This is a genomic window from Ruegeria sp. AM7, from assembly GCF_056535965.1.
Genome location: NZ_JBQFJE010000001.1, coordinates 625,331 through 649,394, shown reverse-complemented (window position 1 = coordinate 649,394; position 24,064 = coordinate 625,331). Strand labels below are relative to the sequence as shown.

At 55.5% G+C, this 24,064-nt stretch carries 22 protein-coding genes and 1 pseudogene; 9 read left to right on the top strand and 14 right to left on the bottom strand.

Annotation, left to right across the window (positions count from 1 at the left end):
- Positions 1–675: a GntR family transcriptional regulator gene (locus ACR3EG_RS02805; protein ID WP_480482720.1), complete on the bottom strand. Its 675-nt coding sequence runs from the start codon at positions 673–675 to the stop codon at positions 1–3.
- A gap of 76 nt (positions 676–751) precedes the next feature.
- Between ACR3EG_RS02805 and psrA the strand changes: the two genes are divergently transcribed.
- The 6 genes from psrA to ACR3EG_RS02775 all read left to right on the top strand — a co-directional run bounded on the left by psrA (position 752) and on the right by ACR3EG_RS02775 (position 7,459).
- A complete protein-coding gene (gene psrA / locus ACR3EG_RS02800; protein WP_480482718.1) occupies positions 752–2,005 on the top strand; it encodes an iron-containing alcohol dehydrogenase PsrA in 1,254 nt (417 codons plus the stop codon).
- Between the two features lie 73 nt (positions 2,006–2,078).
- Positions 2,079–3,323, top strand: a complete 1,245-nt coding sequence (phnA, locus tag ACR3EG_RS02795) for a phosphonoacetate hydrolase (RefSeq protein WP_480482717.1) — start codon at positions 2,079–2,081, stop codon at positions 3,321–3,323.
- A gap of 13 nt (positions 3,324–3,336) precedes the next feature.
- Entirely contained in the window at positions 3,337–4,785 is a 1,449-nt protein-coding gene (gene phnY / locus ACR3EG_RS02790) for a phosphonoacetaldehyde dehydrogenase (RefSeq protein WP_480482715.1), read from the top strand.
- Positions 4,786–4,821: 36 nt separating this feature from the next.
- Positions 4,822–5,736 carry a substrate binding domain-containing protein gene (locus tag ACR3EG_RS02785; protein ID WP_480482713.1) on the top strand — a complete coding sequence of 305 codons (915 nt, stop codon included), beginning with the start codon at positions 4,822–4,824 and terminating at the stop codon, positions 5,734–5,736.
- A gap of 105 nt (positions 5,737–5,841) precedes the next feature.
- Positions 5,842–6,546 carry an NAD(P)H-dependent oxidoreductase gene (locus tag ACR3EG_RS02780; RefSeq protein WP_480482711.1) on the top strand — a complete coding sequence of 235 codons (705 nt, stop codon included), beginning with the start codon at positions 5,842–5,844 and terminating at the stop codon, positions 6,544–6,546.
- 262 nt (positions 6,547–6,808) lie between these two features.
- The gene (locus tag ACR3EG_RS02775) at positions 6,809–7,459 is read left to right on the top strand and encodes an N-acetyltransferase family protein (protein WP_480482709.1); all 651 of its coding nucleotides are present in this window, start codon (positions 6,809–6,811) and stop codon (positions 7,457–7,459) included.
- A 10-nt stretch (positions 7,460–7,469) separates the two neighbouring features.
- Here ACR3EG_RS02775 and ACR3EG_RS02770 read toward each other — a convergent pair whose 3' ends face one another.
- Positions 7,470–8,474, bottom strand: a complete 1,005-nt coding sequence (locus ACR3EG_RS02770) for a helix-turn-helix domain-containing protein (RefSeq protein WP_480482707.1) — start codon at positions 8,472–8,474, stop codon at positions 7,470–7,472.
- Between the two features lie 233 nt (positions 8,475–8,707).
- Between ACR3EG_RS02770 and ACR3EG_RS02765 the strand changes: the two genes are divergently transcribed.
- Both ACR3EG_RS02765 and ACR3EG_RS02760 read left to right on the top strand, forming a co-directional pair.
- Complete coding sequence (locus tag ACR3EG_RS02765) at positions 8,708–8,944, top strand: DUF6489 family protein (RefSeq protein WP_170356510.1); 237 nt, start codon at positions 8,708–8,710, stop codon at positions 8,942–8,944.
- A 198-nt stretch (positions 8,945–9,142) separates the two neighbouring features.
- The gene (locus tag ACR3EG_RS02760) at positions 9,143–9,583 is read left to right on the top strand and encodes a phasin family protein (RefSeq protein ID WP_480482705.1); all 441 of its coding nucleotides are present in this window, start codon (positions 9,143–9,145) and stop codon (positions 9,581–9,583) included.
- A gap of 56 nt (positions 9,584–9,639) precedes the next feature.
- Here the strand turns inward: ACR3EG_RS02760 and ACR3EG_RS02755 are convergent, their stop codons facing one another.
- The 12 genes and pseudogenes from ACR3EG_RS02755 to ACR3EG_RS02700 form a co-directional block, all read right to left on the bottom strand.
- Complete coding sequence (locus ACR3EG_RS02755) at positions 9,640–10,863, bottom strand: DUF445 domain-containing protein (protein WP_480482703.1); 1,224 nt, start codon at positions 10,861–10,863, stop codon at positions 9,640–9,642.
- Positions 10,864–10,875: 12 nt separating this feature from the next.
- Complete coding sequence (locus tag ACR3EG_RS02750; RefSeq protein WP_209196215.1) at positions 10,876–11,709, bottom strand: alpha/beta fold hydrolase; 834 nt, start codon at positions 11,707–11,709, stop codon at positions 10,876–10,878.
- Positions 11,706–13,343, bottom strand: a complete 1,638-nt coding sequence (locus ACR3EG_RS02745) for a PHA/PHB synthase family protein (RefSeq protein WP_209196216.1) — start codon at positions 13,341–13,343, stop codon at positions 11,706–11,708. The genes ACR3EG_RS02750 and ACR3EG_RS02745 overlap by 4 nt, the downstream gene beginning before the upstream one ends.
- A 27-nt stretch (positions 13,344–13,370) precedes the next feature.
- Complete coding sequence (locus ACR3EG_RS02740; protein WP_480482700.1) at positions 13,371–13,850, bottom strand: MaoC family dehydratase; 480 nt, start codon at positions 13,848–13,850, stop codon at positions 13,371–13,373.
- A 3-nt stretch (positions 13,851–13,853) separates the two neighbouring features.
- Positions 13,854–15,485 (bottom strand): AMP-binding protein, encoded by a 1,632-nt coding sequence (locus ACR3EG_RS02735; RefSeq protein WP_480482698.1) that lies wholly within the window; start codon positions 15,483–15,485, stop codon positions 13,854–13,856.
- Positions 15,486–15,793: 308 nt separating this feature from the next.
- Positions 15,794–16,635: pseudogene (locus tag ACR3EG_RS02730) on the bottom strand (fumarylacetoacetate hydrolase family protein).
- A 105-nt stretch (positions 16,636–16,740) separates the two neighbouring features.
- Positions 16,741–18,243, bottom strand: a complete 1,503-nt coding sequence (locus ACR3EG_RS02725; RefSeq protein ID WP_480482696.1) for an aldehyde dehydrogenase (NADP(+)) — start codon at positions 18,241–18,243, stop codon at positions 16,741–16,743.
- A 13-nt stretch (positions 18,244–18,256) separates the two neighbouring features.
- Complete coding sequence (locus ACR3EG_RS02720) at positions 18,257–19,369, bottom strand: fumarylacetoacetate hydrolase family protein (protein WP_480482694.1); 1,113 nt, start codon at positions 19,367–19,369, stop codon at positions 18,257–18,259.
- Between the two features lies 1 nt (position 19,370).
- Positions 19,371–20,201 carry an amidohydrolase family protein gene (locus ACR3EG_RS02715; protein WP_480482692.1) on the bottom strand — a complete coding sequence of 277 codons (831 nt, stop codon included), beginning with the start codon at positions 20,199–20,201 and terminating at the stop codon, positions 19,371–19,373.
- Entirely contained in the window at positions 20,198–20,626 is a 429-nt protein-coding gene (locus ACR3EG_RS02710; RefSeq protein ID WP_170355079.1) for an RbsD/FucU family protein, read from the bottom strand. The genes ACR3EG_RS02715 and ACR3EG_RS02710 overlap by 4 nt, the downstream gene beginning before the upstream one ends.
- A complete protein-coding gene (locus ACR3EG_RS02705) occupies positions 20,616–21,668 on the bottom strand; it encodes an aldo/keto reductase (protein ID WP_480482690.1) in 1,053 nt (350 codons plus the stop codon). The genes ACR3EG_RS02710 and ACR3EG_RS02705 overlap by 11 nt, the downstream gene beginning before the upstream one ends.
- Entirely contained in the window at positions 21,665–22,402 is a 738-nt protein-coding gene (locus ACR3EG_RS02700) for a GntR family transcriptional regulator (protein WP_480482688.1), read from the bottom strand. Before ACR3EG_RS02700 ends, ACR3EG_RS02705 begins: the two co-directional genes overlap by 4 nt.
- A gap of 84 nt (positions 22,403–22,486) precedes the next feature.
- Between ACR3EG_RS02700 and ACR3EG_RS02695 the strand changes: the two genes are divergently transcribed.
- Positions 22,487–24,040, top strand: coding sequence for a UxaA family hydrolase (locus ACR3EG_RS02695; RefSeq protein WP_480482686.1), 1,554 nt, complete (start codon positions 22,487–22,489; stop codon positions 24,038–24,040).
- Positions 24,041–24,064 lie beyond the last annotated feature (24 nt).

The window sequence follows — 24,064 nt, the reverse complement described above, 5'->3', positions numbered from 1 at the left end:
TTAGTCACCGTTGCGCGTGGCAGTCACCATCTCGAGCAACTGATCCTTGGTACGTGCTATGTGGCGGGTAAGCAGAGCACAGGCGCTCTCGACCTGTCCGGCGCGGGCCAGCGATAGCAGCTCGCTGTGGTCTTTCTTAGCAGGCTCTCGCTGTTTCATTACACTCAGGTGCATTCGGACATAGCGGTCCGACTGCAGGTTGACGCGTTGCAGGATTTCATTGCTCAACCCGCGATCAGCCGCAGCATATAGCGCCATATGGTAAGCATTGTTCAACCCGCCCCAACGGCCCACGTCATTGGCATCGTAAGACTTCTCCATCTCATCCAGAATGCGCTCACACTCGGAAAAATGGGTTAGGGTCATCCGTGGTATTGCGTGCCGGAACAGATCGACTTCAAGCAAAACGCGCAGATCGAAAATCTCGGCGATCTCGGACAGAGAATGTGTGGTCACCGACGCGCCACGGTTGTTCGTCAATTGAACAAGACCTTCGGCGTCCAGTCGTTTGAGTGCCTCGCGGATTGGCATGCGGGAAACGTCGTAATCCTCGGCCAGCGCTTCTTGCCGAATAACCTCTCCCTCGGCCATCTCCCCGCTTAGTATCCGCTCGCGCAGATCGTTTGTTATGACATCGGGCAGGCTTTGCCGTGGGATCGCGCGTGTTCCGCTCATATGTTGTATCTCGAGTGGTGGAGTATGTATCCAAAATACAAAGTCACTTGTGTATTTCCAAGGCTCTCAATCAGTAATGTCAAAATTTTTCAATTCCATTGCAACACTCAATACTTATCATCCAAACAATCTATTGGACCGATGGAATAAAGTGATCCAGATTACCGCCGAACAAAGTAGGCCAATTTCCTATGAGGGTCCAATGTGGCGCTATTCCAATCCGGTTGAAATCATGTTTGGCGCCGGGTCTGTTTCGGAACTGCCAAAACTGATTGGCGGCCGAAATTATGCTTTGGTCACTTATCCGAGCGATCCCTTCCAGCGCCTGGCGCAGCGGGTCGAAGAAGCGGCTGGACCAGCTGCGGTACTAATAAACGACATCGCACCCAACCCGGATTACCAGCTGCTTAGGCAGCAGTGCGCACAGCTAGCTGGAATAGGGCACCAAATCGAGGTGATTGTAGCCTTGGGAGGCGGGTCTGTAATCGACTCGGCCAAGGTTTTTGCGGCCGCAGATGGCAGTTTTGACAATGTAGTAACGTATTTAGAAACCGGCGGCGGCGCGGCAAACTTGGGAACCATTCCCATTATTGCGGTTCCGACGACTGCTGGCACCGGTAGTGAGGTTACATGTTGGGCCACAGTTTGGGACGAGCAGCGCGGCAGAAAATACTCGCTTTCACGACAAAATCTCTACCCAGAAGCCGCGGTGATTGATCCCGAACTTATGGTCAACAAACCCCATGAACTGACCCTGTCCACTGGGTTGGACACACTTTCCCATGCTTTGGAAAGCATATGGAACATCAATGCAAACCCTATTTCGGCCAGACATGCCGTCCATGCGGCTGGCACCATTCTGAACACTTTGCCCGATCTGTTAAACGATCTAGGCAACCTTACTCTGCGCACGCAGATCGCAGATGCAGCACTTAGCGCCGGGCTGGCCTTTTCCAACACAAAGACTGCCATCGCCCATAACCTTTCTTATCCAATAACCCTTGGCTGGGGTATACAGCACGGAATTGCCTGTTCGTTCACGCTGCCAGTGATCTTAAGTTCAGTCGACGGCATTGGCGGTTTTAGACAGGCTGCCCTGCACGATATTTTCGGATCGGATCTGAGTTCCGCTTCGATTGAACTGACGACCTTCCTGAATCGGCTAGGTGTTTCCACCCGGTTTGCAGACTACGGCATATCCGACGCTAAACGAATGGATATTGTCGATGAAGCCTTTACCGGTGAACGCGGCCGTAATTTTGCGGGCACAAAAGAGACATTCCTGAAAACGCTGGACGCGCAGGATGGCAAAAAACCCAAGGTCGCCTGAACCATCTTTCAAAACAGACCCCGTGTGTCAGCTACTTTTGATCTGACTATCGCTAATACGCAAGGACCGCCCTATGACAGCTCAAACCCCGATCACCACAAATGAACGAGTTTATCCGACGCCCAAAGTTCCCGCGATTGCGATTTGTCTCGATGGCTGCGAGCCAGAGTATCTGGACGTAGCCATCGCCAAAGGGCTGATGCCCACGCTCAAGCGAATACGTGAGACCGGCACGTACCGACTAGCGCACTCGGTCATTCCGTCCTTTACCAACCCCAACAACCTGTCAATCGCGACCGGACGTCCGCCAAGCATTCATGGAATCTGTGGGAATTACTTGATCGACCCCGACAGCGGTGAAGAAGTAATGATGAATGACGTTCGTTTTCTGCGCGCGCCTACTATCTTTTCAAAGTTCTACGAGGCTGGATACCGGGTCGCCATGGTGACTGCCAAGGACAAGCTGCGCGCTTTGCTTGGTGCCGGATTGAAGTTTGACGAAGAGCGCGCCGTCGCGTTCTCGTCCGAACGCTCGGGCGAGACGACAAAGGCGGAACACGGTATCGACAACGCAAGCCAATGGCTGGGAATGCCTGTGCCCGAAGTGTACTCGGCGGACTTGTCGGAATTCGTTTTCGCTGCGGGTGTGAAGCTGTTGGAGGAGTTCAAGCCTGATATCATGTACCTTTCGACCACAGACTACATTCAGCACAAATTCGCGCCTGACCAGCAGGGTGCACTGGATTTCTACGCGATGTTCGACCGGTATCTGGCGCAGTTGGATGCTATGGGCGCAGCCATCGTCGTCACTGCAGATCATGGCATGAAGCCCAAACACCATACGGACGGAACACCTAACGTAGTCTATGTCCAGGACCTAATGGACAACTGGATGGGGAAGGATGCAGCCCGTGTGATCCTGCCGATCACTGACCCTTATGTGGTTCACCATGGCGCGCTTGGCAGCTTTGCCACCGCTTATCTTCCTGAAGGTGCGAACCGTTCCGATATTGTGGACAAGCTGAAAGCGACCGACGGTATCACCCATGTCCTGACCAAGGAAGAAGCCATCGCGGAATACGAACTTCCCGGTGATCGGATTGGGGATATCGTCATGGTCTCGGGTGAGAATATCTGCATCGGCACCTCCGAGGATCGTCACGATCTGGCCGCCTTGAAGGAACCGTTGCGCAGCCATGGCGGCCTGACCGAGCAAGAAGTTCCCTTTATTGTCAACCGCGTCCTGGATTTACCCTCGCAACCAGAACTGAGGAACTTTGACGCGTTTTTCTATGCTACCACCGCCGCAGCGCAATAAAATGGACGGGATCATGAACGCTTCAGACATTCGCCACGAAGGAATGCGTATCGGAGGAGAGGTTGTCTTTACCGATGCCACTGTACCGGTCCACTACCCCTATACGAATGAGGTCGTGGGCACCGTCCCGGCAGGGACAGCGGAACACGCGCGCAAGGCATTTGAGATTGCCGCAAACTACACACCGAAACTGACTCGATACGAACGCAGCCAGATCCTGCAGCGCGCGGGCGAGTTGATCGGTGAAAAGCGGGACTACCTCGCCAAATGGCTGACGTTGGAACTGGGCATTTGCCATCAGCATTCGATTTACGAAACGAAACGCGCGCAGGATGTCTATCAGTTTGCCGCTGCCGAGGCGTTAAAAGACGATGGGGAGATTTTCTCGTGCGATCTGACTCATAACGGGAAAGAGCGTAAGATTTTCACCAAACGTGAACCCGTCAAGGCAATCAGCGCCATTACACCGTTCAACCATCCGCTAAACATGGTCAGCCACAAGATCGCACCGTCAATTGCGACCAACAACTGTATGGTGTGCAAACCCACCGAGTTGACGCCGCTAACTTGTTTGGCGCTGGCCGATATTCTGTATGAGGCCAGTCTGCCGCCCGAGATGTTCCAGGTTGTAACCGGTTGGCCGCAGGACATTGGTGACGAGATGATCACCAACGAAAACATCGACATCATCACCTTCACCGGAGGTGTTCCGGTAGGCAAGTTGATCGCGTCGAAAGCCGGATACAAACGCCAGGCGCTGGAGTTGGGCGGAAATGACCCATTGATCGTTCTGAACGATCTCAGTGATGATGATCTGGACAAGGCCGCCACCATCGCGGTCGCAGGTGCAACCGGCAATTCGGGCCAGCGCTGCACTGCGATCAAACGCATTTTGGTACAAGAAAGCGTGGCCGACAAATTCGTTCCTCTGGTGTTGGAGAAAGCGAAGGCGATCCGGTTCGGTGACCCTCAGGACCCGGAAACTCAACTGGGCTGTGTGATCCATGACAAAGCCGCCGCGCTGTTTGAAAAACGTGTCCACATGGCCGAGACCGAAGGTGCGGAAATCCTTTACCACCCCGGTCGTCAAGGGGCATTGCTGCCTCCGATTGTGGTCGACAAGGTTCCCCATGACAGCGAGTTGGTGATGGAAGAAACTTTTGGGCCCATCGTACCTATCGTGCGCGTGCCCGATGACGATGCGAAGGTTATGGAAATCTCGAACGGCACCGAGTTCGGCCTGTCCTCGGGTGTGTGCACCAACGATTTGAACCGGGCAATCGCCTTTATCAACGGGTTGGATGTCGGCACTTGCAACATCTGGGAACAACCAGGCTACAGGATCGAGATGTCGCCCTTTGGCGGGATCAAGGACAGCGGCAACGGCGTGAAAGAAGGCGTAATCGAAGCGATGAAGTTCTTTACCAACGTCAAAACTTATTCGCTGCCCTGGCCCGGCTAGTGGCGCAGATGGGTGTTTCGTATTATCCCTGACGCCATGTCATTTGATTTGAAAAACCTAAACCTGTTTGTCCGAGTGGCCACCCTAGGTGCTATTGGACGGGCAGGGGCGGAGTTCGGGTTCTCGGCCACCAACACCTCACAACGCCTGCAGGCGCTTGAGACCGAACTGGATGTCAAACTGCTGAACCGCACCACGCGGGCTGTATCCCTGACCCCGGACGGAGAGCTGTTTCTGGAGCATGCCAAGCGCATCCTCGAAGACGTTGAAGATGCGCGCACCATGCTGTCTGGAAACTCTGGAACAGTATCAGGCAAACTGCGGGTAACAGCATCCGCCTCATTCGGGCGGTCACATATAGTGCCACATGTACCCGAATTCCTTCGGCTCTACCCGCATGTAGAGCTTGATCTGAACCTAACCGATATGGTGCTCGACATTGTGGAACTGGGGTACGATCTGGCATTTCGTCTAGGCGATCTTGGCCCATCCAGCCTGTTGGCCCAGAAACTGGACGATGATCCGCGTCTGCTGGTCGCGGCACCTTCCTATCTGGAACGGGCAGGGGCGCCTGAAACTGCGGCCGATCTGGCCAATCACGCTTGCCTGACAATGCACCCGCGCGAGGTCTGGCACCTGATTGATCAATCGGACACCATGCATGATGTGCGCGTGTCTGGCCCCGCCACCGTCAGCCTTGGTGATGCAGCGATGGATTGGACGCTGGCCGGATTGGGGATCAACAAAGCCTGCCTGTGGCAGACCGGAGATCATATTCGATCCGGGCGTCTGGTTCGGGTTCTGCCTCATCTGCGCGCCTGGCCGGATTCGAAAATCTGGGCCGTGCGCCCACCGGGCCGATTGATGCATGCCCGAGTCCGCGCGTTTTTGGATTTCATGCGTGTTCGGATCATCGCCGCCAACAAGGTGCTCTACGCCGATCTGATCTGAAGCTATTCTTCCGGTGCACGGGATTATCATTTCCGAATTCTGCAGATAGCGGCAGACAATGGAAGGGCATAGATGCGGCTCATAACCAATTCGGAGCCTCATTCCATGAAAGACCTCATCGAAACCAGCGATGTTCAGACTCAGATCATCGACGCCTTCAATTTCCGCCACGCAACTAAAGTGTTCGATCCTGAGCGAAAAATCACTGAGAGCGAATTCAACACAATTCTGGAAGCGGCACGCCTGTCGCCGACCTCGTTCGGGACCGAACCGTTCCAGTTGCTGGTTGTGCAATCCCCCGAGAAACGAGAGCTGTTTCGCGACTTCACCTGGGGCGCGAATGGGGCCACGAACGGTACTGCCGGACAGCTTGGAACCGCAAGTCATTACGTGATCATCCTGTCCCATACCGGCGCAACCATGAAAGCAGGGTCGGAGTATTTGGCCAAGCACAACCGCGAGGTCAAAAAGTTCCCCGAAGAAGTCATCGAGATGCTCGGCGGGGCTTACGCCAAGTTTCAAGCACATGATTTCAAATTGGAAAACGACGCGGATATCGAAAAATGGGCTGCGCGTCAGGCCTACATCGTTCTCGGCAACATGATGACAGCCGGTGCGCTGATGGGAATTGATTCATGCCCCATCGAAGGGTTCGAGTTGGACAAAACCGAAGCTGTTTTGCGCGAGCATTTCGGGATTGATACCAACCTATACAAACCCGCCGTCATGGTGGCGTTCGGCTATCGTGCGGATGGTCCGATGTTCCCCAAAACGCGCCGCGAGATGGCCGATATCGTCACATGGGTGTGACGTATATGCCCGGCACGACGTGCCGGGCAACCCACCTGCTACCTCACAAACACACAGCACGAGGCGCATAGTGCGTAGCTGACTCATGTATCAAACAGGCAGAATCGGACAATCTACTGACAGCTCAGGACAGGGAGCATCTGGAACGCTAGGTCAGTTCGAAAAAGTTTGCCAAATGCGTCATAAGGTTAAATTACACAGCGTGATTTGAAAGATCCGCGAAGACAAGAAAAACGGGGAACCAAACGAAAGCGGCGGTGCAATGGGTTCAACTTCCCTACATCTGGACAATGACCGAGGCTTCAAGGCAAGGTTGGACAACGGTGTCAGCATCTACGTACGCCCAATGGGTGTTTCCGACAAACATCTGATCGCGCAAGCCATCCATGATCTGTCCGACCAATCCCGATACATGCGCTTCTTTTCGGCGTTTCACGACGCCCCGGAACCGGTTTTGGACCTTCTGGCCAACGTGGATGGCGACAAGCACGTAGCTTGGGGTGCCGTAGACTCTGAACAGAATGGGCGGCCCATCGCTGCCGTGCATGCAATCCGGGGTAGCCGGCAAGACAAGGATGTCGAAATCGCTTGCACGGTTTTGGACGACTATCACGGTCACGGCATATCCCACCTTTTACTGGCGGCCACCGTGTGCGACTGTCTGGCTTTAGGGGTCGAGCTCGCTCATGCTGAAGTTCTGTTCGGAAACTATAAGGCCAAAGGTTTGTTCGAAGGGTTGAATGCCGACCTCGTTGAAAGCGACGAAACACTGTTGTATCGCATGGAATTGCCTTCACTCTTACGGACGATTGAACGGAAGGGTCATCCAAGTTCTTTGGCGCAATTTATGCACGCGCTGCGAATTTCTGCGGATTCCGGCCCCACAATAAGCGTTCCGCGGTCAAACCCATAAAGCATATTTATTATGAGATTCTATAATATTTGGGCGTGCGTCCGGTCCATCGCCGGAACGCGCGGACGAAACTAGCTGTTTCTGAGAACCCCAGAACGTGCGCGATCTGCTCGGTGCTCAATGTCGCTTCGCGCAAATACTTTAGCGCAAGCTCCATTCGAACAGCGTCCACAATTGCACTAAAGGTCGTTTGCTCTCGTTTCAGGTGCCGCCTGAGGGTACGACTGGTCAAACCAAGGCTCTGAGCAACGGTATCCATACTTGACGAAAGTGCAACATTTTGAATCAAGCTCCGACGGACCTGACCACTGACACCGTCTTTTTGGGTGATCTCGGACAGTTCGTTCTCGCAAATTCGAACGAGCTGATTGAAAGTCAACTGGTTTCCCAGTTCGACTTTATGATCCAACCATTCCACTCCGACATGGAACCGGTTCCGTCCTGCGTTCAGAATGATCTCGTCTGCTGCATCAGCCGGCAAGGTGTATGCGCTGTCATTGGAATATCTGACTTCGATACGGCGTGAGGTAAAACCAGCGCCCATGACATCCCTGTGCAGCGAGTTGTAGATGCCCAACTGTAGATTGACGAGGAACTCGTAAAACTCTTTCCCGGCGTAAGAGGCCGGGACAGGCTCGAAACCCCACCCTTCAGCACCCTCGTCCTGCACAAACTCCATCGATGCGGTAGGAGCAGCCAAGAAGTGGTACTTTTGCGCAAACTTGGCGGTCTCGCGATAATCCACGCTGCAGAGAACCGCGTATCCGTAGAGCCCGTAAGAAGAAACGTGCAGGTTTTGGCCGATCTCATATGGTATGTGAGGGTGCCATTTCCGGTCCGAGATATTCCTGAACGCCTTCAACAGCTGATCATTGGAAATCCGTAGATCAACGTCGTGCAATTGAGACGTTTCAATCCCCGTATCGTCGAACATATGGCCTGTTTCTAAGCCACGCCGCCGCAATACGTCGAGTGCTGCGTTTATCTTCGCGACGTTGTGTACCCGCTCCAGCAAGGTTCCTCCCAAACCTCCTTCAACCAGAAATCTGACTGGTTGGCCTTTCTAGTCATCCATTATGTCCTGATCGGTAATAAACATGCAAGACATCGACAGGTTAGCATCGCTTAGGTCTGAATCTGCCGTATGAATCAAACCACAGGGTTCATAGTCACAGATTTCATGACGCGACAAATTAGGTGGTGCATTCGGCATCGTCAAAATGACAGCAAAACAGGAGGAGACCTGATATGAAGATTACCATTGACCTCGATATGACACCGGCGGAGCTGCGCGATGCCTTGGGTCTTCCGGATGTTAAGTCCGTGCAGGACCGTTGGGTCGCCAGACTGGAAGAGTCGCTAAACGAAGAAATCGCCAAAATGTCGCCCGAGGCGCTGGCTGAAAAATGGGCCGGGGCACTGGTTCCAAACACTGATCTGCTAAACGTTTTCATGAAGATGATGCCTGGGGTCGACACCAAGTGACTGCGGTCGTAGCTCATGGCAGGTTGTGACCCAACGTAACAATCATCCAGCGAACGCATGAACACGTAAGCTACTGGTTTTGATATGATTTAACGCTGGCCTCCACCTATGCTGCAGTGCAGAATATTTATTGCACTGCAGCGAAGTCTCAATATATGATCACAGTATCAACGAAATCAGACCCGGAAGGAGGCCAACATGGCTACTGTAAAAACCGCTGCCAAGGCACCCGCAGCTGAAGAAAACAACGTCACCTCGATGGTGAATTCGATCACGTCCTCATACAAGGATGTTGCCAGCAACTTCAAAGGTTACAGCGAAAACCTGACCCAGTATGGTTCGGTTGCAAACGAAACTGTTCGCAAGACCTTTGACGGTGTCGTCGCATTTGACCGTGCGCTGATCAACTTCCTGCGCGCCAACCTGGACAACACTGTCGAGCATGGCCGCAACATCGCGAAAGCTCCGAACATCGCCAATGTCGCATCTTTGCAGCAAGCCTTTGTGACCAAGCAGATCGAAGCCGTCAGCGGCCAGATCAAAGAGCTGAGCGACATCGCAGAAGAGCAGTCCAAAGCAGCTCTGGCACCTCTGTTCAGCGCAGTTGAAGACGCTGTCGCAAAAGCCGACAAGAAATAAGATCAACACGGTTTACGTGTTGATACCCCGGCGCCGCCTCGCGCCGGGGTTTTTTGTTATCCGATCAGGTGTTCAACTGTAAAAAGAATGCCGCCGATCCCGAAGCCCAGCAAAGCGCCGTTGATACGGATGAATTGCAGGTCTTTCCCAGCCTCGGTTTCGAACCGCTCGACCAGCAAATCTGGGTCCCAACCAGATATTGTCTGAGCGACAAACTCACCAATATAAGGTCGGGCTTCTGGTATCATGCGCGCGGCAAAGTCGGCAATGGATGCGTCGAGCTTTTGCTGCAGCGCCTCATCATGGACCAAACGTTCTGCCATCTGTCGTATGTATGTCTGGATGGCGCTGACAGCTTCGTCGCTTTCCAGATAATCCGCCATTTTGCCTTTCATACTTGTAATCAGCGCCCGCAAGTTATGCTCGAAACTTACCGTACCCGAATAGTCAGCGGCAGCGTTTTCAATAACGTGTTGAAGGTGATCCGTTTTGGTAAAATCGCCAAGCACCTGAACGGCAGAGTCTTCGAAATCTTTACGCAGCTTGCTATCAGGCTTTGCCAGGTCTTCAAGGACCGACAGCAATCCATTGACAATCAACTCCGAGGCATTGCGATCCAGCCTCGATGCGATCCACCACCGGCTGTTGTCACGTACAAGCCGTTCGACTGCCCCACGATTCTGGTCAACCGTTTCGTGCAGGAACTCAACAATCTCCGTCAGGGTCTCGCCCTTTAGGCCCCGTTGCAACAATTTCGACAGTTCTTTTGCGACTTTGGGGTTCCCGGCAGCCTCTCCTGTCAGCTTTCGAACCAGCTTACTGAGCATTCGCATCAATTTGTCAGGCATATCGGCCCGCAAGACCTGCACGACACCCTGCAAAAGTCTTTCTATAAAGTATCCTGATTGGCCTTCACGCAGCAACCAGACCGCAAGTTTCGCGGATATGGCGCTGCCCTTCAGCTTTTCCAGGATCAAGTCGGTCTGCAGGAAATTCTCTTCGATGAACCGCCCGACATTGACGGCCACTCGCGACTGATTTCGCGGCAACAGAGCGGTATGCGGAATCGGCAAACCCAGCGGATGCCGAAACAACGCAACAACTGCAAACCAGTCTGCCAATCCCCCAACAATTCCAGCACCGGCGGCAGCGCGCAAAAGTTTAACAGGCCAGCCAGGATCCGTTGGTACAAATGTCACCAGATAAATCGCAACAAGAACAACAAGCGTTCCCGTTGCGAATTTTCGCATAGCCGGCAGGTCCAATTCTCGTTGTCCCATGCCAAGCTATCCTTAGTGTGGTTCGAAGATAAAACGCTCGACCCGTTGGGCAGTTTCGACCGGCATGGTCACCATAAACAAGTGACCGCAGGGCATGACTTCCAACTTGCCACGATCCAGACGGCTGGCCAGGATACGGCCATTGGCGACGGGAACAATTGGATCGTCTTCGCCCATAAGAACCAGGGCCGGCATTTTCAACTTGGGCAAGTAATGCCAACTGGTCCAACCGACAATCGCCGACAGCTGATACATGTATCCAACAGGTGTTCCGTGATCCAGAGCCTCGGAAAATTCGCGCATCAACTCTTCCTGCACGGCAACAGTACCGCCATACAAAGTCAAAGCGTTCTGAATCATAAAGGTTGGGTCACTGTGGCGCTTGGGCGTGACCATCTTTAGCAACGTCTTCGGAGATCCCGGGATCATGATCGCGCCCGCAGCCGTGGCAGCAAGCGTAAGAGACAGAACACGGTTGCCATACATGTGCGCGAATTGCTGTGCCGCGCCGCCACCCCATGACACGCCAAAGACATGGACGTCGTCAATATCAAGCTGATTAAGAAGCGACGCAGCCATATCTGCGACATGTGACAATCGATACGGCAGTGTCGGTGTCGGCGTTCCTCCGACGCCGGGCGCATCAAAAATGATGACCCGGACATTTTCGAAGCTGGTGATAAAACGTTCGGCGCTTTCGATGTTGGCGCCAATACCGTTAAACAGCAAAAGCGTTTGTCCGGCGGATTCGGGATGGTAATCCGCATAGCGAACGGGCCGACCCCATACATCCGCTGTGCGGATGACCATCTTTGCTTTTTCTGTCTGCTGGGATTCTATATTCATGCCTTACCCGCTTCAAGATGGACATAGGTACCGGGTGAGGCGCAAATGGCCGGATAATCTTTGTTCCCAGTCGATTTGGGCGCTGCTTTTTCCTTGGCAGACCGCTCGGTCATCCATTCAACCCAGTGCAGCCACCACGTGCCGTCAACCTCCGTGCTGTTTTCAAGGTACATTTCGGTCGATTCCGGCGGATTGACCATGCGGCGGAACTTGGCCTTGCGGTTGGAAGGTGGGTTCACGATGGCCTGAATATGACCGCTGGAACTGAGAACAAACTCTGACGTCCCGCCCAGCATGTGCACCGTACGATAGCAACCATCCCAAGGCGTGATGTGGTCTGTAGTTCCACCCAGAACGTAGGAATCGCAGGTGACTTTGGACAAATCCGCCGCTTCGCCCAAAACCTCGGCCGTTCCGGATTTCAAGCCGTTGGCCTGCAACAGGTCCATATAGTCGCTATGCAAACCAGCGGACATATTGGTGGTGTCGTCATTCCAGAACAGGATGTCAAAAGCTGGCGGGTTCTGACCCATCAGATAGTTGTTGATCCAATATGCCCAAATCAGGTCGTTGGGACGCAACCATGCAAAGACCTTGGCCAGATCATTCCCATCGATCACACCTTTGGCGCGCGATATTGTCTTTGCCAGCTCAAGAATCTCCATGTTGGCAAACAGGCCCATTGAGGTGTTGGCCGCGCCGTCCGTATCCAAAATGGTCACAAGGAAGGTTGCGCTGGCTGCTCGGTCAATCCCTTTGGCCGCCCAATAGCTCAGGAGCATCGACATCGTGATCCCCCCCGAACACGCACCCGCGATATGAACTTTTGGCGAATTGGTTATCTTTGTCACGATCTCTGAGGCATCGTCCAGCGACCGCACGTAGTCATCCAGACCGTAGTCAGCGTCTTCCGAGCCAGGATTGCGCCACGACACGATGAAAACAGTGAACCCTTGCTGCACCAAAAACTCGACCAGACTGCGTTCCGGTGAGAGATCCCACACATAAAACTTGTTGATCTGAGGCGGCACGATAAGGATCGGAGTACCTTTAACCTTGTCGGTCTGAGGCGAATATTGAATCAGTTCGCGCAGTTCATCACGGTGAACAACGTCGCCTTTACTGATACCGAGGTTCTTGCCCACTTCGAATTTGGACCGGTCTACAGAAGACGGCATGCCGCCATTGTTGACAACATCGTCCAACAAGTTCCGCATCCCGGCAACGATGTTTTCACCGCCCGTCTCAAGCGTCTTTTTCATAGCCGACGGGTTGCCCATCAGCACGTTGGTCGGAGACCACGTATCCAGAAACGTCCCCGTCAACAGCTTCATGCGCTCGGCGTCGCGATAATCCAGATCCAGCTCGTCAATCCAGTTCATCGTGTTGCTGCACCAAGCCAAGTAGCTTTGTTTTAGCGAACGGTAAGCCGGATTGCTTTCCCAAACCGGATCCGCAAAACGTTTGTCGGCAGGAGCGTCCTGAGTAGGGCCAAGGCCACTGAAAATGCCAAACATCTGGTTCCCAGTGTTCATACCCATGCGCATGAACTCCATGGGTTGCTTTGCCATAGCGCTGTAGAAATTTGAGATCGCTCCGGCAAACCCGTCGTCTTTGAAGTCTTTGTCAGACATTTCAATGTCCTTCCGTATTCTAAGAAATTAGGTAAAGGCCATCGCCAGAGTTTCGGCGATCAAGGCCGGATCTTCCTGCCCAGCGACCCGAGCCGTAACGGTGGATCTGATAAGAATACGACCGCCGCTCTTGACTTCGACTCCGGTCAGAATTGCCGAAACCTCGACCGCTGCCCCGCTGGGAACAGGTGCGAGGAACCGAACCTTGTCCAAACCGTAGTTCATGACGCCTTTGCAGCCGTCAGGAACAATCCCAAGGCCCATCTGCGCCGCAGCCAACAGTGACAACGTCAAATAGCCATGGGCAATCGGGCCGCCAAACGGGCTGTGCTTTTCAGCCTTCTCAACATCAACATGAATCCACTGCTGATCACCTGTAACATCGGCAAAGCCCTGAATGCGGTCCTGGTCCACCGTAACAGGAGCGCTGGGGCCGAAGGTTCGGCCCACATGCTGTTCAATATTCTCGACTGTGTAGTCGATGGGAAACGTCTTGTCGTCGCTCATGGCTTACAAACCCCGCAGGTCTTTTCTGAGAATTTTACCCACTGTCGATTTGGGCAGCTCATCCAAAAACTTGATCTGTTTAGGAACTTTATATCCGGCAAGTCCTTTGCGGCAATGTTCGATGACTTGCTCAGACGTAAGGTCAGACCCTTCCGTGACGCTAAGGAACAACCGGATTGCCTCGCCCGTCTTTTCGTCTGGAACGCCGACTGCGGCCACTTCTGCCACTTCGTCCAGCATGGCCACATGGGCTTCGATTTCGTTCGGATAGACGTTAAAGCCAGAAACCAGAACCATGTCCTTCTTGCGGTCAACGATTTTGATCAGGCCCTTCTCGTCCCGCACCCCGATGTCGCCGGTGCGGAAGTAACCGTCTTCGGTAAAGTTCGATGCGGTTTCTTCCGGGCGGTTCCAATAACCCTGCATCACCTGAGGGCCTTTGGCACAAATCTCGCCGGCTTCGCCAACACCGACCCTGTTGTCTTCATCATCCAGCAGAATGATGTCAGTCGACGGCAGGGCATATCCCACTGCGGCCGAGAACTCATCTTGTCCCATTGGGTTCAGGGTCAAGACCGGAGAGGTCTCAGACATGCCATAACCCTCCAGAACATGGTGCCCGGTGATCTCTTTCCAGCGGTTCGAAACGGCCTCTTGGACAGGGGCACCGCCGCCGATCATTGCGCGATAGTTCGAAAAATCGACATCCTTCAGGCCCGGATGTGCGCATAGCCCGGCAATAAGCGTATTCACAGCGGTTGAGACAGTGAAACCACTGTCTAGGTAAGCCGAGATCAGCTGTTCCGGGTCACGCGGGTTCGCCACAAGGTAGTTAGTCGACCCGATCGAACTGTAGGTGATCATATTCACCATCAGGGCAAAGATATGGTACAGTGGCAACGGGGTAACGATGACCTCTTGGCCGTGCCGCATGGCTTCAGGCAAAGCGGCTTTCGTCTGCTCAGTATTCGCGACAAGATTCCGGTGTGATAGAACGGCGGCTTTGGACAGGCCCGTAGTACCACCGGTGTATTGCAGGAACAGCAGGTCATCACCAGTGATGACAGGCGGATTGAATTCCAGATCCTCACCTTCTTCTACTAGCTCGGCAAAGCTCAGCGTTTCGCTCAGGCGCGTGTCCGCAGCCGGACTTGGGATCGGCGTCGCTGTCATGTCGCCCAGATCAACCGTAATCACAGTCTTGATCGGAGTGTTGTCGACAACCTCTGCCAGTGTCGGAGTCGAACCACCGAAGATCACGATGATCTCGGCGCCTGCGTCGTTCAACTGATGCTCTAATTCGTGCGGCGTGTACATCGGGTTGACGTTCACCTGAACGCCTCCGGCGCGAATGATACCCAGCATGGCAATCGGGAAGGCCAGGATATTCGGGACCATAAGCGCGATGCGGTCACCCTTTTTGACGCCCAGTTTCGATTGCAGATACGCAGCAAAATCGCGCGATAGCCGATCTGCATCCGTATAGGTCAGGCTACCGCCCAGACCGACATAGGCCGTCTTTTCCGAGTAGGTTAGAAAGGCCTGCTCGAACATCTCGACCACCGAGCTATAGCTATCGGGGTTAATTTCCACTCCCATATCGGGCCAAATGACTTCAGATGTGATTTCGGTCACTGATTGTTCCTCCAAAAAACCGCGCAAAACGCTCAATCCGGTGACAGGTCGCGATACGCAAAACCGTGACCCGCCGATCATAAATTCTGTCTGCAGGCGATCCGCGTATCGTTCAATGTCAGAAGAGGACGAAAAATCGACATGGCAGGACACTGCAGGTTCGTTTCGTAGGGTCACTAAGAACCGTAGGCCGGTTCGGCACCAATGGGGCAAGAGCAACTGAACTTCTTTCAGAGGGCTCCAACAAACAAAAACCCGGCTGGCAAGTACCAACCGGGGTCGCGATTTAATAGTTTTTGGGACCAGCTCTAGCCTTGAATGACATCCTGTCGCTGCACGCCCAGTCCCTCGATGCTCAGCTCCATCTTGTCACCGGGTTTCAGATAGGTCTGCGGGTCTTGCCCCATGCCCACACCCGGAGGCGTCCCGGTCGAGATCACATCCCCCGGCTGCAGCGACATGAATTGCGACAGGTGCGAGATCACCGTCGCCACACCGAAATGCATCGTCTTGGTCGAGCCGTCCTGATAGCGGTGCCCGTTGACCTCAAGATACATCGGCAGGTTTGCGGGTCCGCGACCTCATCGCGGGTCACCAGCCAGGGGCCGATAGGGCCAAACGTGTCGGCTGACTTGCCCTTGACCCATTGCCCCGAGCGGTGCAGCTGAAAGTCACGCTCGGACAGGTCATTGACGACGCAATAGCCCGCCACATGGTCCAGCGCGTCTTCTTCCGAGACGTATTTGGCCTCTTTTCCGATCACCACGCCCAGCTCGACCTCCCAGTCGGTCTTGACCGAGTTGCGCGGGATTTCGACCGTGTCATTGGGTCCGATAATAGCGGATGTGGCCTTGAAGAAAATCACCGGCTCGGCGGGCAGATCCATGCCCGATTCTGCGGCGTGATCGGCATAGTTGAGGCCAATGCAAATGAACTTGCCAACCTGGCCCACACAGGCACCGATGCGCGGGTCGCCCTCGACCAGCGGCAGAGTTGCAGGGTCGATCGCGCGCAAACGTGCGAGGCTGTCATCACTCAGCGCGGCGCCTGCGATATCACCGACTTCGCCCGACAAATCACGGATCGCGCCGTTTCCGTCCAAAAGCCCCGGCTTTTCTTGACCCGTGGGTCCGTAGCGCAGCAGTTTCATTCCACCATCCTTTTAAACTGTGATTACCCGCCCCCGACGACAGCGGCATCCCAAAGAAGGGTCGCCATATACATCATAAATGGGAGCGGGCGGACTTGCCTTAGGTTACATCTGCTCGGGCAAAAGAGCGACAGGAATGTCCTGATAGCAGACCGGACGCAGGAAGCGACGGATCGACAGCGTGCCCACAGAAGTTGCACCAAAATTGGTCGACGCGGGGTAGGGGCCACCATGCACCATGGTATCACACACCTCGACCCCGGTAGGAAAGCTGTTGGCCAGCAGACGCCCTGCTTTACGCTCTAGCAAGGGCAGCAGCGCCTGTGCGTCGGCCGTATCACCCGCGTCCAAATGCAGGGTACATGTCAACTGACCTTCGATGGCGCGCGCCACCTGCAGCATCTGGTCGGCATCGCGAACACGTACAACTATACCCAGAGGGCCAAAGACCTCTTCCTGCAGCTTGTGGTCGGCCAGCCAATCGTCGCCCGAGACGGTAAACAGATAGGGTGCCGCGTCGCGGGTTTCGCAACTGGTGCCAATGATCTGAGTCACGCCGGTGCCGGACGCAACGCGCGATACGCCGTCGCGATACGCGGCGGCAATCCCGTCTGTCAGCATGGTCTGGTTGGCAACAGCGGACAGGCCGGTTTCGGCCGCCGACTGGAACGCATCTGCATCCGGCCCATCGATCACAACGGCAATACCCGGATTGGTGCAAAACTGCCCCGCACCCATGGTCAGTGAACCCGACCAACCCGTCCCGATCTCGGCCCCGCGCGCAGCGGCGGCCTGAGGCAGGATGAACATCGGATTGACCGAGCCCAGCTCACCAAAGAAAGGGATCGGCTCATCGCGTTGCGCGCACAGGTCGAAGAGGGCACGACCACCGCCAAGGCTGCCGGTAAAGCCCACGGCCCGGACTAGAGGGTGCTGCACCAAACGAGTGCCTACATCGCGCTTACCGCCTTGAACCAGCGAGAACACACCCGGATGCACACCGGTCGCCTTGATCGCGGCATCAATGGCCTGCGCCACGATCTCACCCGTGCCAGGGTGCGCCGAATGGCCCTTGACCACCACCGGACAACCTGCGGCCAGCGCCGCAGCGGTATCCCCACCCGCGACCGAGAACGCCAGCGGGAAATTTGATGCGCCGAACACGGCGACGGGCCCCAGCGGGCGTTGGATCATCTTCAGATCGGGGCGGGGCAGGGGCGCGCGGTCCGGCATAGCCGGGTCGTGGCGCAGGTCCAGATAGTGACCCTTTTCGATATGATCTGCGAACAGGCGCAGCTGGCCGACGGTGCGGCCACGCTCACCCTGCAGACGCGCCTCGGGCAGGCCGGTTTCTTGCGTTCCGATTTCGGTGATGGCATCGCCGCGGGCGTCGATCTCATCAGCGATTTTGCGCAGCAACGCGGCGCGATCCGCACGCGAAGACCAACCAAAGCTGGCAAATGCCTCTTCAGCGGCTTCGACGGCTGCATCGACCAACGCAGGCGTGCCCACGCAAAAGTCGTGGCTGGGCCCGTGCGCCGGTTCCGAGGTAAAAGAAGCGTCGGTCGCGACCCATTCGCCCGCGATCAGGTGTTTTCCGGTCAACATGTTCAAATTTTCCTTAAATCAGCCCGCGTTGGGCCAGGTTTCGCATCAGATGAGACGCCCCGAACGTCCATTCCGGGCATTCCGTCGACAGGCGCACCGTATTGGTCAGAGCGCCCAGTTGGTCGTTTGCAATCGTGACAGCGTCACCGATCTTGTGAGTGAACCCGCCACCCGGAGTGTCTCGATCCTGCGTCGGAGCGAAAAGCGTTCCGAGGAACAGCATGAACCCGTCCGGATATTGGTGATGACGCCCGACGGTTTGCTTCACCAGATCCGCGGGATCACGGCTGATTTGGGACATCGACGAATTTCCGTTCAGCACAAACCCATCCGGGCCGGTAACAGTCAGGGTCAATTCGGCATTGCGCACGTCGTCCAGATCAAAGTTGTCGTCGAACAGGCGGATCATGGGTCCGATGGCGCAAGAGGCGTTGTTGTCCTTGGCTTTGCTCAGCAGCAAGGCTGAGCGCCCCTCAACGTCGCGCAAGTTCACATCATTGCCCAGCGTCGCCCCCTTGATTTCACCCTTGGACGTCACAGCCAGCACGACTTCGGGCTCGGGGTTGTTCCACGTCGAAATTGGGTGGAGCCCAACATCCGCACCGAATCCAACCGAGGACAGTACCTGCGCCTTGGAAAACACTTCGGCGTCTGGCCCGATGCCAACTTCCAGATACTGGCTCCACAGACCTTCCGAGATAAGCGCCGCCTTTACCTGTGCCGCATCTTCCGAACCGGGCACGATATTGGACAGGCTGTCACCAATACGGGCACCAATACGCTTGCGGATGGCTTCGGCCTTGGCCGGGTCGCCGGCTGCCTGCTCTTCGATGACACGTTCCACCATAGAGCCGGCGAACGTGACACCACAGGCTTTCACCGCCTGCAGGTCACAAGGCGCCAGCCATTGATGTTCCCCATCTAGCGGCCCGAGCGTCTCGCCCGAAGCCGAGCGCACATACCCTGCGGCATCGTCCATTTCGAGGATGTCGCGCACGGTTGGTGCAGTTTTCGAGGTGATGTCGACAACCTGACCATCGCGCAGGGTTACGACAGCAGGGCCAACACCGGGGCGTTCAACACGCCCGAGCCACAGCCCGTCTGAATCCAGTTTAGGAGAAGTCATTTCAGTCCCTGAGGTTATAGGCACGGGCGGCGTTACCGCCCAGAACCGCATTGCGTTCGTTTTCCGAGAGATCGCTCAGAAGTGTGTCGGTGGTATCCAACCAGCGCTGATAAGTGCTGGCCAAGGTACAAACTGGCCAGTCGCTGCCCCAGATCAGGCGTTCCGAGCCGAACGTGTCCAAGAGGTGGTTAACGTATGGGCGCAAGTCGTCAGTGCTCCAATCCGCAGCTGCTTCGGTCACAAGGCCGGACAATTTGCAATAGGCCGAGGTTTCCTGCGCCAAGGCCGCCATATCCTGAGCCCATCCGTCGATCACACCATCGCGTATCAAAGGCTTGGAGCCGTGATCGATGACCACGCGCATCTCGGGATGGCGCGCCAGCACCTGACGCAGAGGGGCCAGATGTTGGGGCAAAGTCAGAGCGTCAAATGTAAGGTCGTTCTGCTGAATGGCAAAAAACGCAGCAGACAATGCGTCGTCCAACATCCAAATGGGATCAGCTATGTCCTGAATCATCGGCCGCAAACCGACAAGCGCCGGATGTGCGGACAGCGCCTTGATCTGATCGGCCGCGTCCTCCGCTTCGAAGTCAACCCACCCGACTACCCCTTTGATAAAAGGCGTGTGGTCAGCCAGAGACAACATATATTCCGTCTCGGCCACAGTCGGCGCCGCCTGCACAAGAACGGTCCCTTCAATCCCGGCCGCTTCGATTAAAGGGGCCAGGTCTGACGGACCAAAGTCCCGATAAATGGCGGCCAGTTCCGAAGTGAGCCAACCATAATCGCCCCGAGCCAAAGCCCAGAAATGCTGGTGCGCGTCGATTTTCATCCAATCACACCCTTTTTCAGGATGATGTTGCCATACAACCTGCGCTCACCTGTCTGAACAACGGCAAAAGCTGTTGCGGCGCGATCATAGAACGCGAAGCGTTCAAGACCCTGCACCACAGCCGGGTTGTCTGCCGTTTCATTGATGATCTGCTGAAAATCCGCGACCGCCTCTGGCACAGCATCGGCGTCTCCGACCACCTGCATCGTCAGTGCTGGGTCCGGCACAAAATTGTCCAGTGGCATCACCGACAAAACTGCGCGCAGGATCTCACTGGCCGACGATCCGTCGGCCCGAATGCAGAGCGGTCCTGTACTCGTTCCCGGAAAATTGGCGTCCGCGATCACGATTTCATCGCCATGGCCCATCGCACGCAAGGTGTGCAGCAATTCGGGTGACAGGATCGGGTCGATGTCACGCAGCATCGGCGGCCTCCGAAGGAAGCGGAGCATCAGGCCGGATCAGCCCTTCGCCGCGCAGGTCGGACCAAAGGCCGGCAGGAATCTCGCGATCTAGCAACGCGACATTGGCCTGCACCTCGGCAGCGTTTACCGCGCCCGGGATCACAGTTTTGACGGACGGATGTCCCAACACGAACTGTAGTGCCGCCGCGATCAGAGGTGTCTCGTGCGCCTGACAAACAGCTTCGATGTTGCGGACGCGCTGCAAAATCTCCTCTGGCGCATCATCGTAGTTGTATTTTGCGCCCGGCACTGCACCGGTTGCCAGAATCCCCGAGTTGTAGGGACCGCCCAGGATAATTCCTACGTCACGCTTTTCACAAAGCGGCAAAAAGCTGTCCAGCGCCTCTTGTTCCAACAGGGTGTAGCGCCCCGCCAGAAGGAAGCCATCGAAATCGCCCAGACCAAGTAGTTTTTCGCAAACCTGCCATTCGTTCACGCCCGCTCCGATGGCTGCGATTTCACCGGCGTCACGCAGCTCTACCAGCGCTTTGTAACCGCCGCCGTCAAACAGCTCGCGCACCTTGGCATCGGACATCTCCTGACTGCCTTGGCTGAAAACGCAGACGTCATGGATCAGCAGAATATCCGCGTTGGCCACCCCGATCCGTTCGCGACTGGCCTCGTATGAACGCATCACTCCGTCATAGGTATAGTCAAACACGATCCGCTTTTGCGGCACGTCAACAAAAGCCTCAGGGGTCACTTCATGCGGTTCACAGTCCAGCAGAAGCCGCCCGATCTTGGTCGACAGCTGGATGTTTTCGCGCCCGAAGCGGGCGATTGCTTCGCCAAAGCGTTGCTCGGAGCGTCCAAGCCCGTATTGCGGTGCCGTATCAAAAAAGCGGATACCCGCATCATAGGCCGCCTGCAGGGCCGCCTGGGCGTCTTCGTCGGAAACCTTACGATAGAGGTTCCCCAATGGTGCGCCACCGAAACCCATACGGGTCAATGGTACAGGGCGTGCCGTGCGGTTGTTCAGTAATTCTGTAGTTGAAGCGGTCATCCTGCCTCTCGTTCGGTTTGGAGCGATAAGTTGAAAAGGTGGGGTTTTTCCTGACGCAAAACTTCGATCCGGGGCATAAGCTGGCCCATATGGCGGCGCATGGCCTGCTGCGCCATGTCTTCATCGCGCTCTAGTATTGCGTTGAATATCGACCGGTGTTCATCAAGCGTTTCGACGATCCGGCCTGGTGTCGGCAGCAGCAGCATACGTGCGCGGCTAACCTGAAGGGAAACCGTCTGCGCAACATCTGCCAAACGGTGGAAACCCGTGAAATCCATCAGCAGAGCATGAAATTCCTCATCCGCCTGATAAAAGCCCGTGATATCCTCATCCTCGACCAGAAGCTCTTGCAAACGCATGTTGCGGCTTAACCTGCGGCGCTGATCCTCGGTTAGGTCGCGGGCAACTTTGGCAATTGTCGCCAATTCTAACGCTTCGCGCAGAAACATGCCCTCGCGTATCTCTGACATCGAAAAATAAGAAACTCGGGTTCCGGATTGCGGGACGACGTCCACCAACCCTTCTGCATCCAGTCGCGCGATGGCTTCGGCAACCGGTGCGCGGGACACGCCAAGCCGTTCGCATATCGGCGCTTTCCTGAGGTTCGCTCCGGGCGCAAAGTCCAGAGACAGGATTGCGCGTTTGATAGACAAATAAACTCGGTTGGCCAACGAGCCTTCGGTCGATGAAATGTCACGCAAAAGCGTCGCGTCGATATCTTGTGGTTTATTCATGAAAGTTGATCTAGCATACTAACATGTTAGTTGACAAGTATGTGATCGCAGTTTAGCAATCACTGGCAAGCAAGCAGGAAAACGATGCAAGCAGATCAAGAAATAAAGGCTTTCACGCCCCCGACTCGCGATACGGTGAAGCTTAGCCCCGATGACAATGTCGTTATCGCACTGCGTGAATTGCAAGCAGGCGAGCAGCCCAATGACGTGCCGGTTCCGCTGGTCTCTCAGATTTCGCGAGGCCATAAAATCGCGGTTGCGCCAATTTCCAAAGGGCAGAGCGTGATTCGCTATGGTCAGATCATTGGTCAGGCGAAATCGGATATTGCGCCCGGTGACCATATTCACGTCCACAACCTGGGCATGGGCGCGCATCAACAGGATTATGCCTACGCATCTGCAAACACCGCGTTACCCGCAATTGCGGAAGAGCGGACATTTATGGGCTACCACCGCGCGGATGGCAAAGTGGGAACACGGAACTACATCGGGATTCTGACCACGGTGAACTGCTCGGGCTCGGTTGCACGGTTCATCGCCGAGGCAGCCGAGAAATCCGGAATGCTTGACGAGTTTCCCAATGTAGACGGCGTGGTCCCGATTGTGCACGGCACAGGCTGCGGGATGTCCGGTAAGGATGAAGGATACGCGACCTTGTTCCGCACTCTTGCGGGCTATGCACAACATCCGAACTTCGCGGGTATTCTTCTGATCGGTTTGGGATGCGAAGTCATGCAGGTGGCAGATCTGGTGGGGGGTCGTCCGATCCGCCCCGATGGTGCTCTGCGCTATATGACTATTCAAAACGAAGGCGGCACGCGGCGCACGATTGACCGGGGCTTGGCCGAGATCAAGGGTATTGCCAAACTTGCCAATCAAGTGACGCGCGAACCCGCGCCAATCAGCGAAATTACGGTAGGGATGCAATGCGGAGGCTCGGACGGGTATTCGGGCATCACTGCAAACCCTGCACTGGGATATGCATCCGACCTGCTGGTGCGTCACGGCGGAACGACAATCCTGTCGGAAACGTCCGAAGTATACGGTGCCGAGCATCTTTTGACGCGCCGCGCCGAAACGCCCGAAGTTGGCGCCAAGCTGATCGAGCGCATCCAGTGGTGGGAAGACTACACCGAACGCAACGGCGGCGAGATGGATAACAATCCAAGCCCCGGCAACAAGCGCGGTGGACTGACAACCATACTCGAGAAATCTCTGGGTGCGGTTGCCAAAGGCGGCACTGCTCCGATGCGGGACGTCTATAAGTTTGGCGAGATCGTGGACAAGAAGGGCTTTGTCTTCATGGACAGCCCAGGTTTCGACCCGTGTTCGGTGACGGGGCAGGTGGCCTCAGGCGCGAACCTGATCGTTTTCACCACCGGGCGGGGTTCGGTCTCGGGCTATCAGCCGACGCCTTGCGTCAAGCTGGCAACGAACTCTGAGATGTACGCACGGATGGCCGACGATATGGACCTGAACTGCGGTGACATCGTCACCGATGGTGTCAGCATCGAGGCGAAAGGAGAGGAATTGTTTGAAATTCTGATCCGCGTTGCCTCAGGCGAGAAAACTAGAAGCGAAGAGCTTGGATTTGGGGGGGTCGAGTTCGTCCCCTGGCAGATCGGCGCGGTAATGTAATTACGCACCCTGGGGGATGAGGGT

Coding starts and splice junctions, on each gene's coding strand:
- ACR3EG_RS02710 (WP_170355079.1), bottom strand. CDS start 20,626: ATGCTGCGTGACATCGACCCGATCCTGTCACCCGAATTGCTGCACACC.
- ACR3EG_RS02775 (WP_480482709.1), top strand. CDS start 6,809: ATGGGTTCAACTTCCCTACATCTGGACAATGACCGAGGCTTCAAGGCA.
- ACR3EG_RS02760 (WP_480482705.1), top strand. CDS start 9,143: ATGGCTACTGTAAAAACCGCTGCCAAGGCACCCGCAGCTGAAGAAAAC.
- ACR3EG_RS02715 (WP_480482692.1), bottom strand. CDS start 20,201: ATGAAAATCGACGCGCACCAGCATTTCTGGGCTTTGGCTCGGGGCGAT.
- ACR3EG_RS02785 (WP_480482713.1), top strand. CDS start 4,822: ATGTCATTTGATTTGAAAAACCTAAACCTGTTTGTCCGAGTGGCCACC.
- phnA (WP_480482717.1), top strand. CDS start 2,079: ATGACAGCTCAAACCCCGATCACCACAAATGAACGAGTTTATCCGACG.
- ACR3EG_RS02740 (WP_480482700.1), bottom strand. CDS start 13,850: ATGAGCGACGACAAGACGTTTCCCATCGACTACACAGTCGAGAATATT.
- ACR3EG_RS02755 (WP_480482703.1), bottom strand. CDS start 10,863: ATGGGACAACGAGAATTGGACCTGCCGGCTATGCGAAAATTCGCAACG.
- ACR3EG_RS02765 (WP_170356510.1), top strand. CDS start 8,708: ATGAAGATTACCATTGACCTCGATATGACACCGGCGGAGCTGCGCGAT.
- psrA (WP_480482718.1), top strand. CDS start 752: ATGTCAAAATTTTTCAATTCCATTGCAACACTCAATACTTATCATCCA.
- ACR3EG_RS02745 (WP_209196216.1), bottom strand. CDS start 13,343: ATGTCTGACAAAGACTTCAAAGACGACGGGTTTGCCGGAGCGATCTCA.
- ACR3EG_RS02725 (WP_480482696.1), bottom strand. CDS start 18,243: ATGTTGACCGGAAAACACCTGATCGCGGGCGAATGGGTCGCGACCGAC.
- ACR3EG_RS02705 (WP_480482690.1), bottom strand. CDS start 21,668: ATGACCGCTTCAACTACAGAATTACTGAACAACCGCACGGCACGCCCT.
- ACR3EG_RS02780 (WP_480482711.1), top strand. CDS start 5,842: ATGAAAGACCTCATCGAAACCAGCGATGTTCAGACTCAGATCATCGAC.
- ACR3EG_RS02805 (WP_480482720.1), bottom strand. CDS start 675: ATGAGCGGAACACGCGCGATCCCACGGCAAAGCCTGCCCGATGTCATA.
- ACR3EG_RS02750 (WP_209196215.1), bottom strand. CDS start 11,709: ATGAATATAGAATCCCAGCAGACAGAAAAAGCAAAGATGGTCATCCGC.
- ACR3EG_RS02720 (WP_480482694.1), bottom strand. CDS start 19,369: ATGACTTCTCCTAAACTGGATTCAGACGGGCTGTGGCTCGGGCGTGTT.
- phnY (WP_480482715.1), top strand. CDS start 3,337: ATGAACGCTTCAGACATTCGCCACGAAGGAATGCGTATCGGAGGAGAG.
- ACR3EG_RS02695 (WP_480482686.1), top strand. CDS start 22,487: ATGCAAGCAGATCAAGAAATAAAGGCTTTCACGCCCCCGACTCGCGAT.
- ACR3EG_RS02700 (WP_480482688.1), bottom strand. CDS start 22,402: ATGAATAAACCACAAGATATCGACGCGACGCTTTTGCGTGACATTTCA.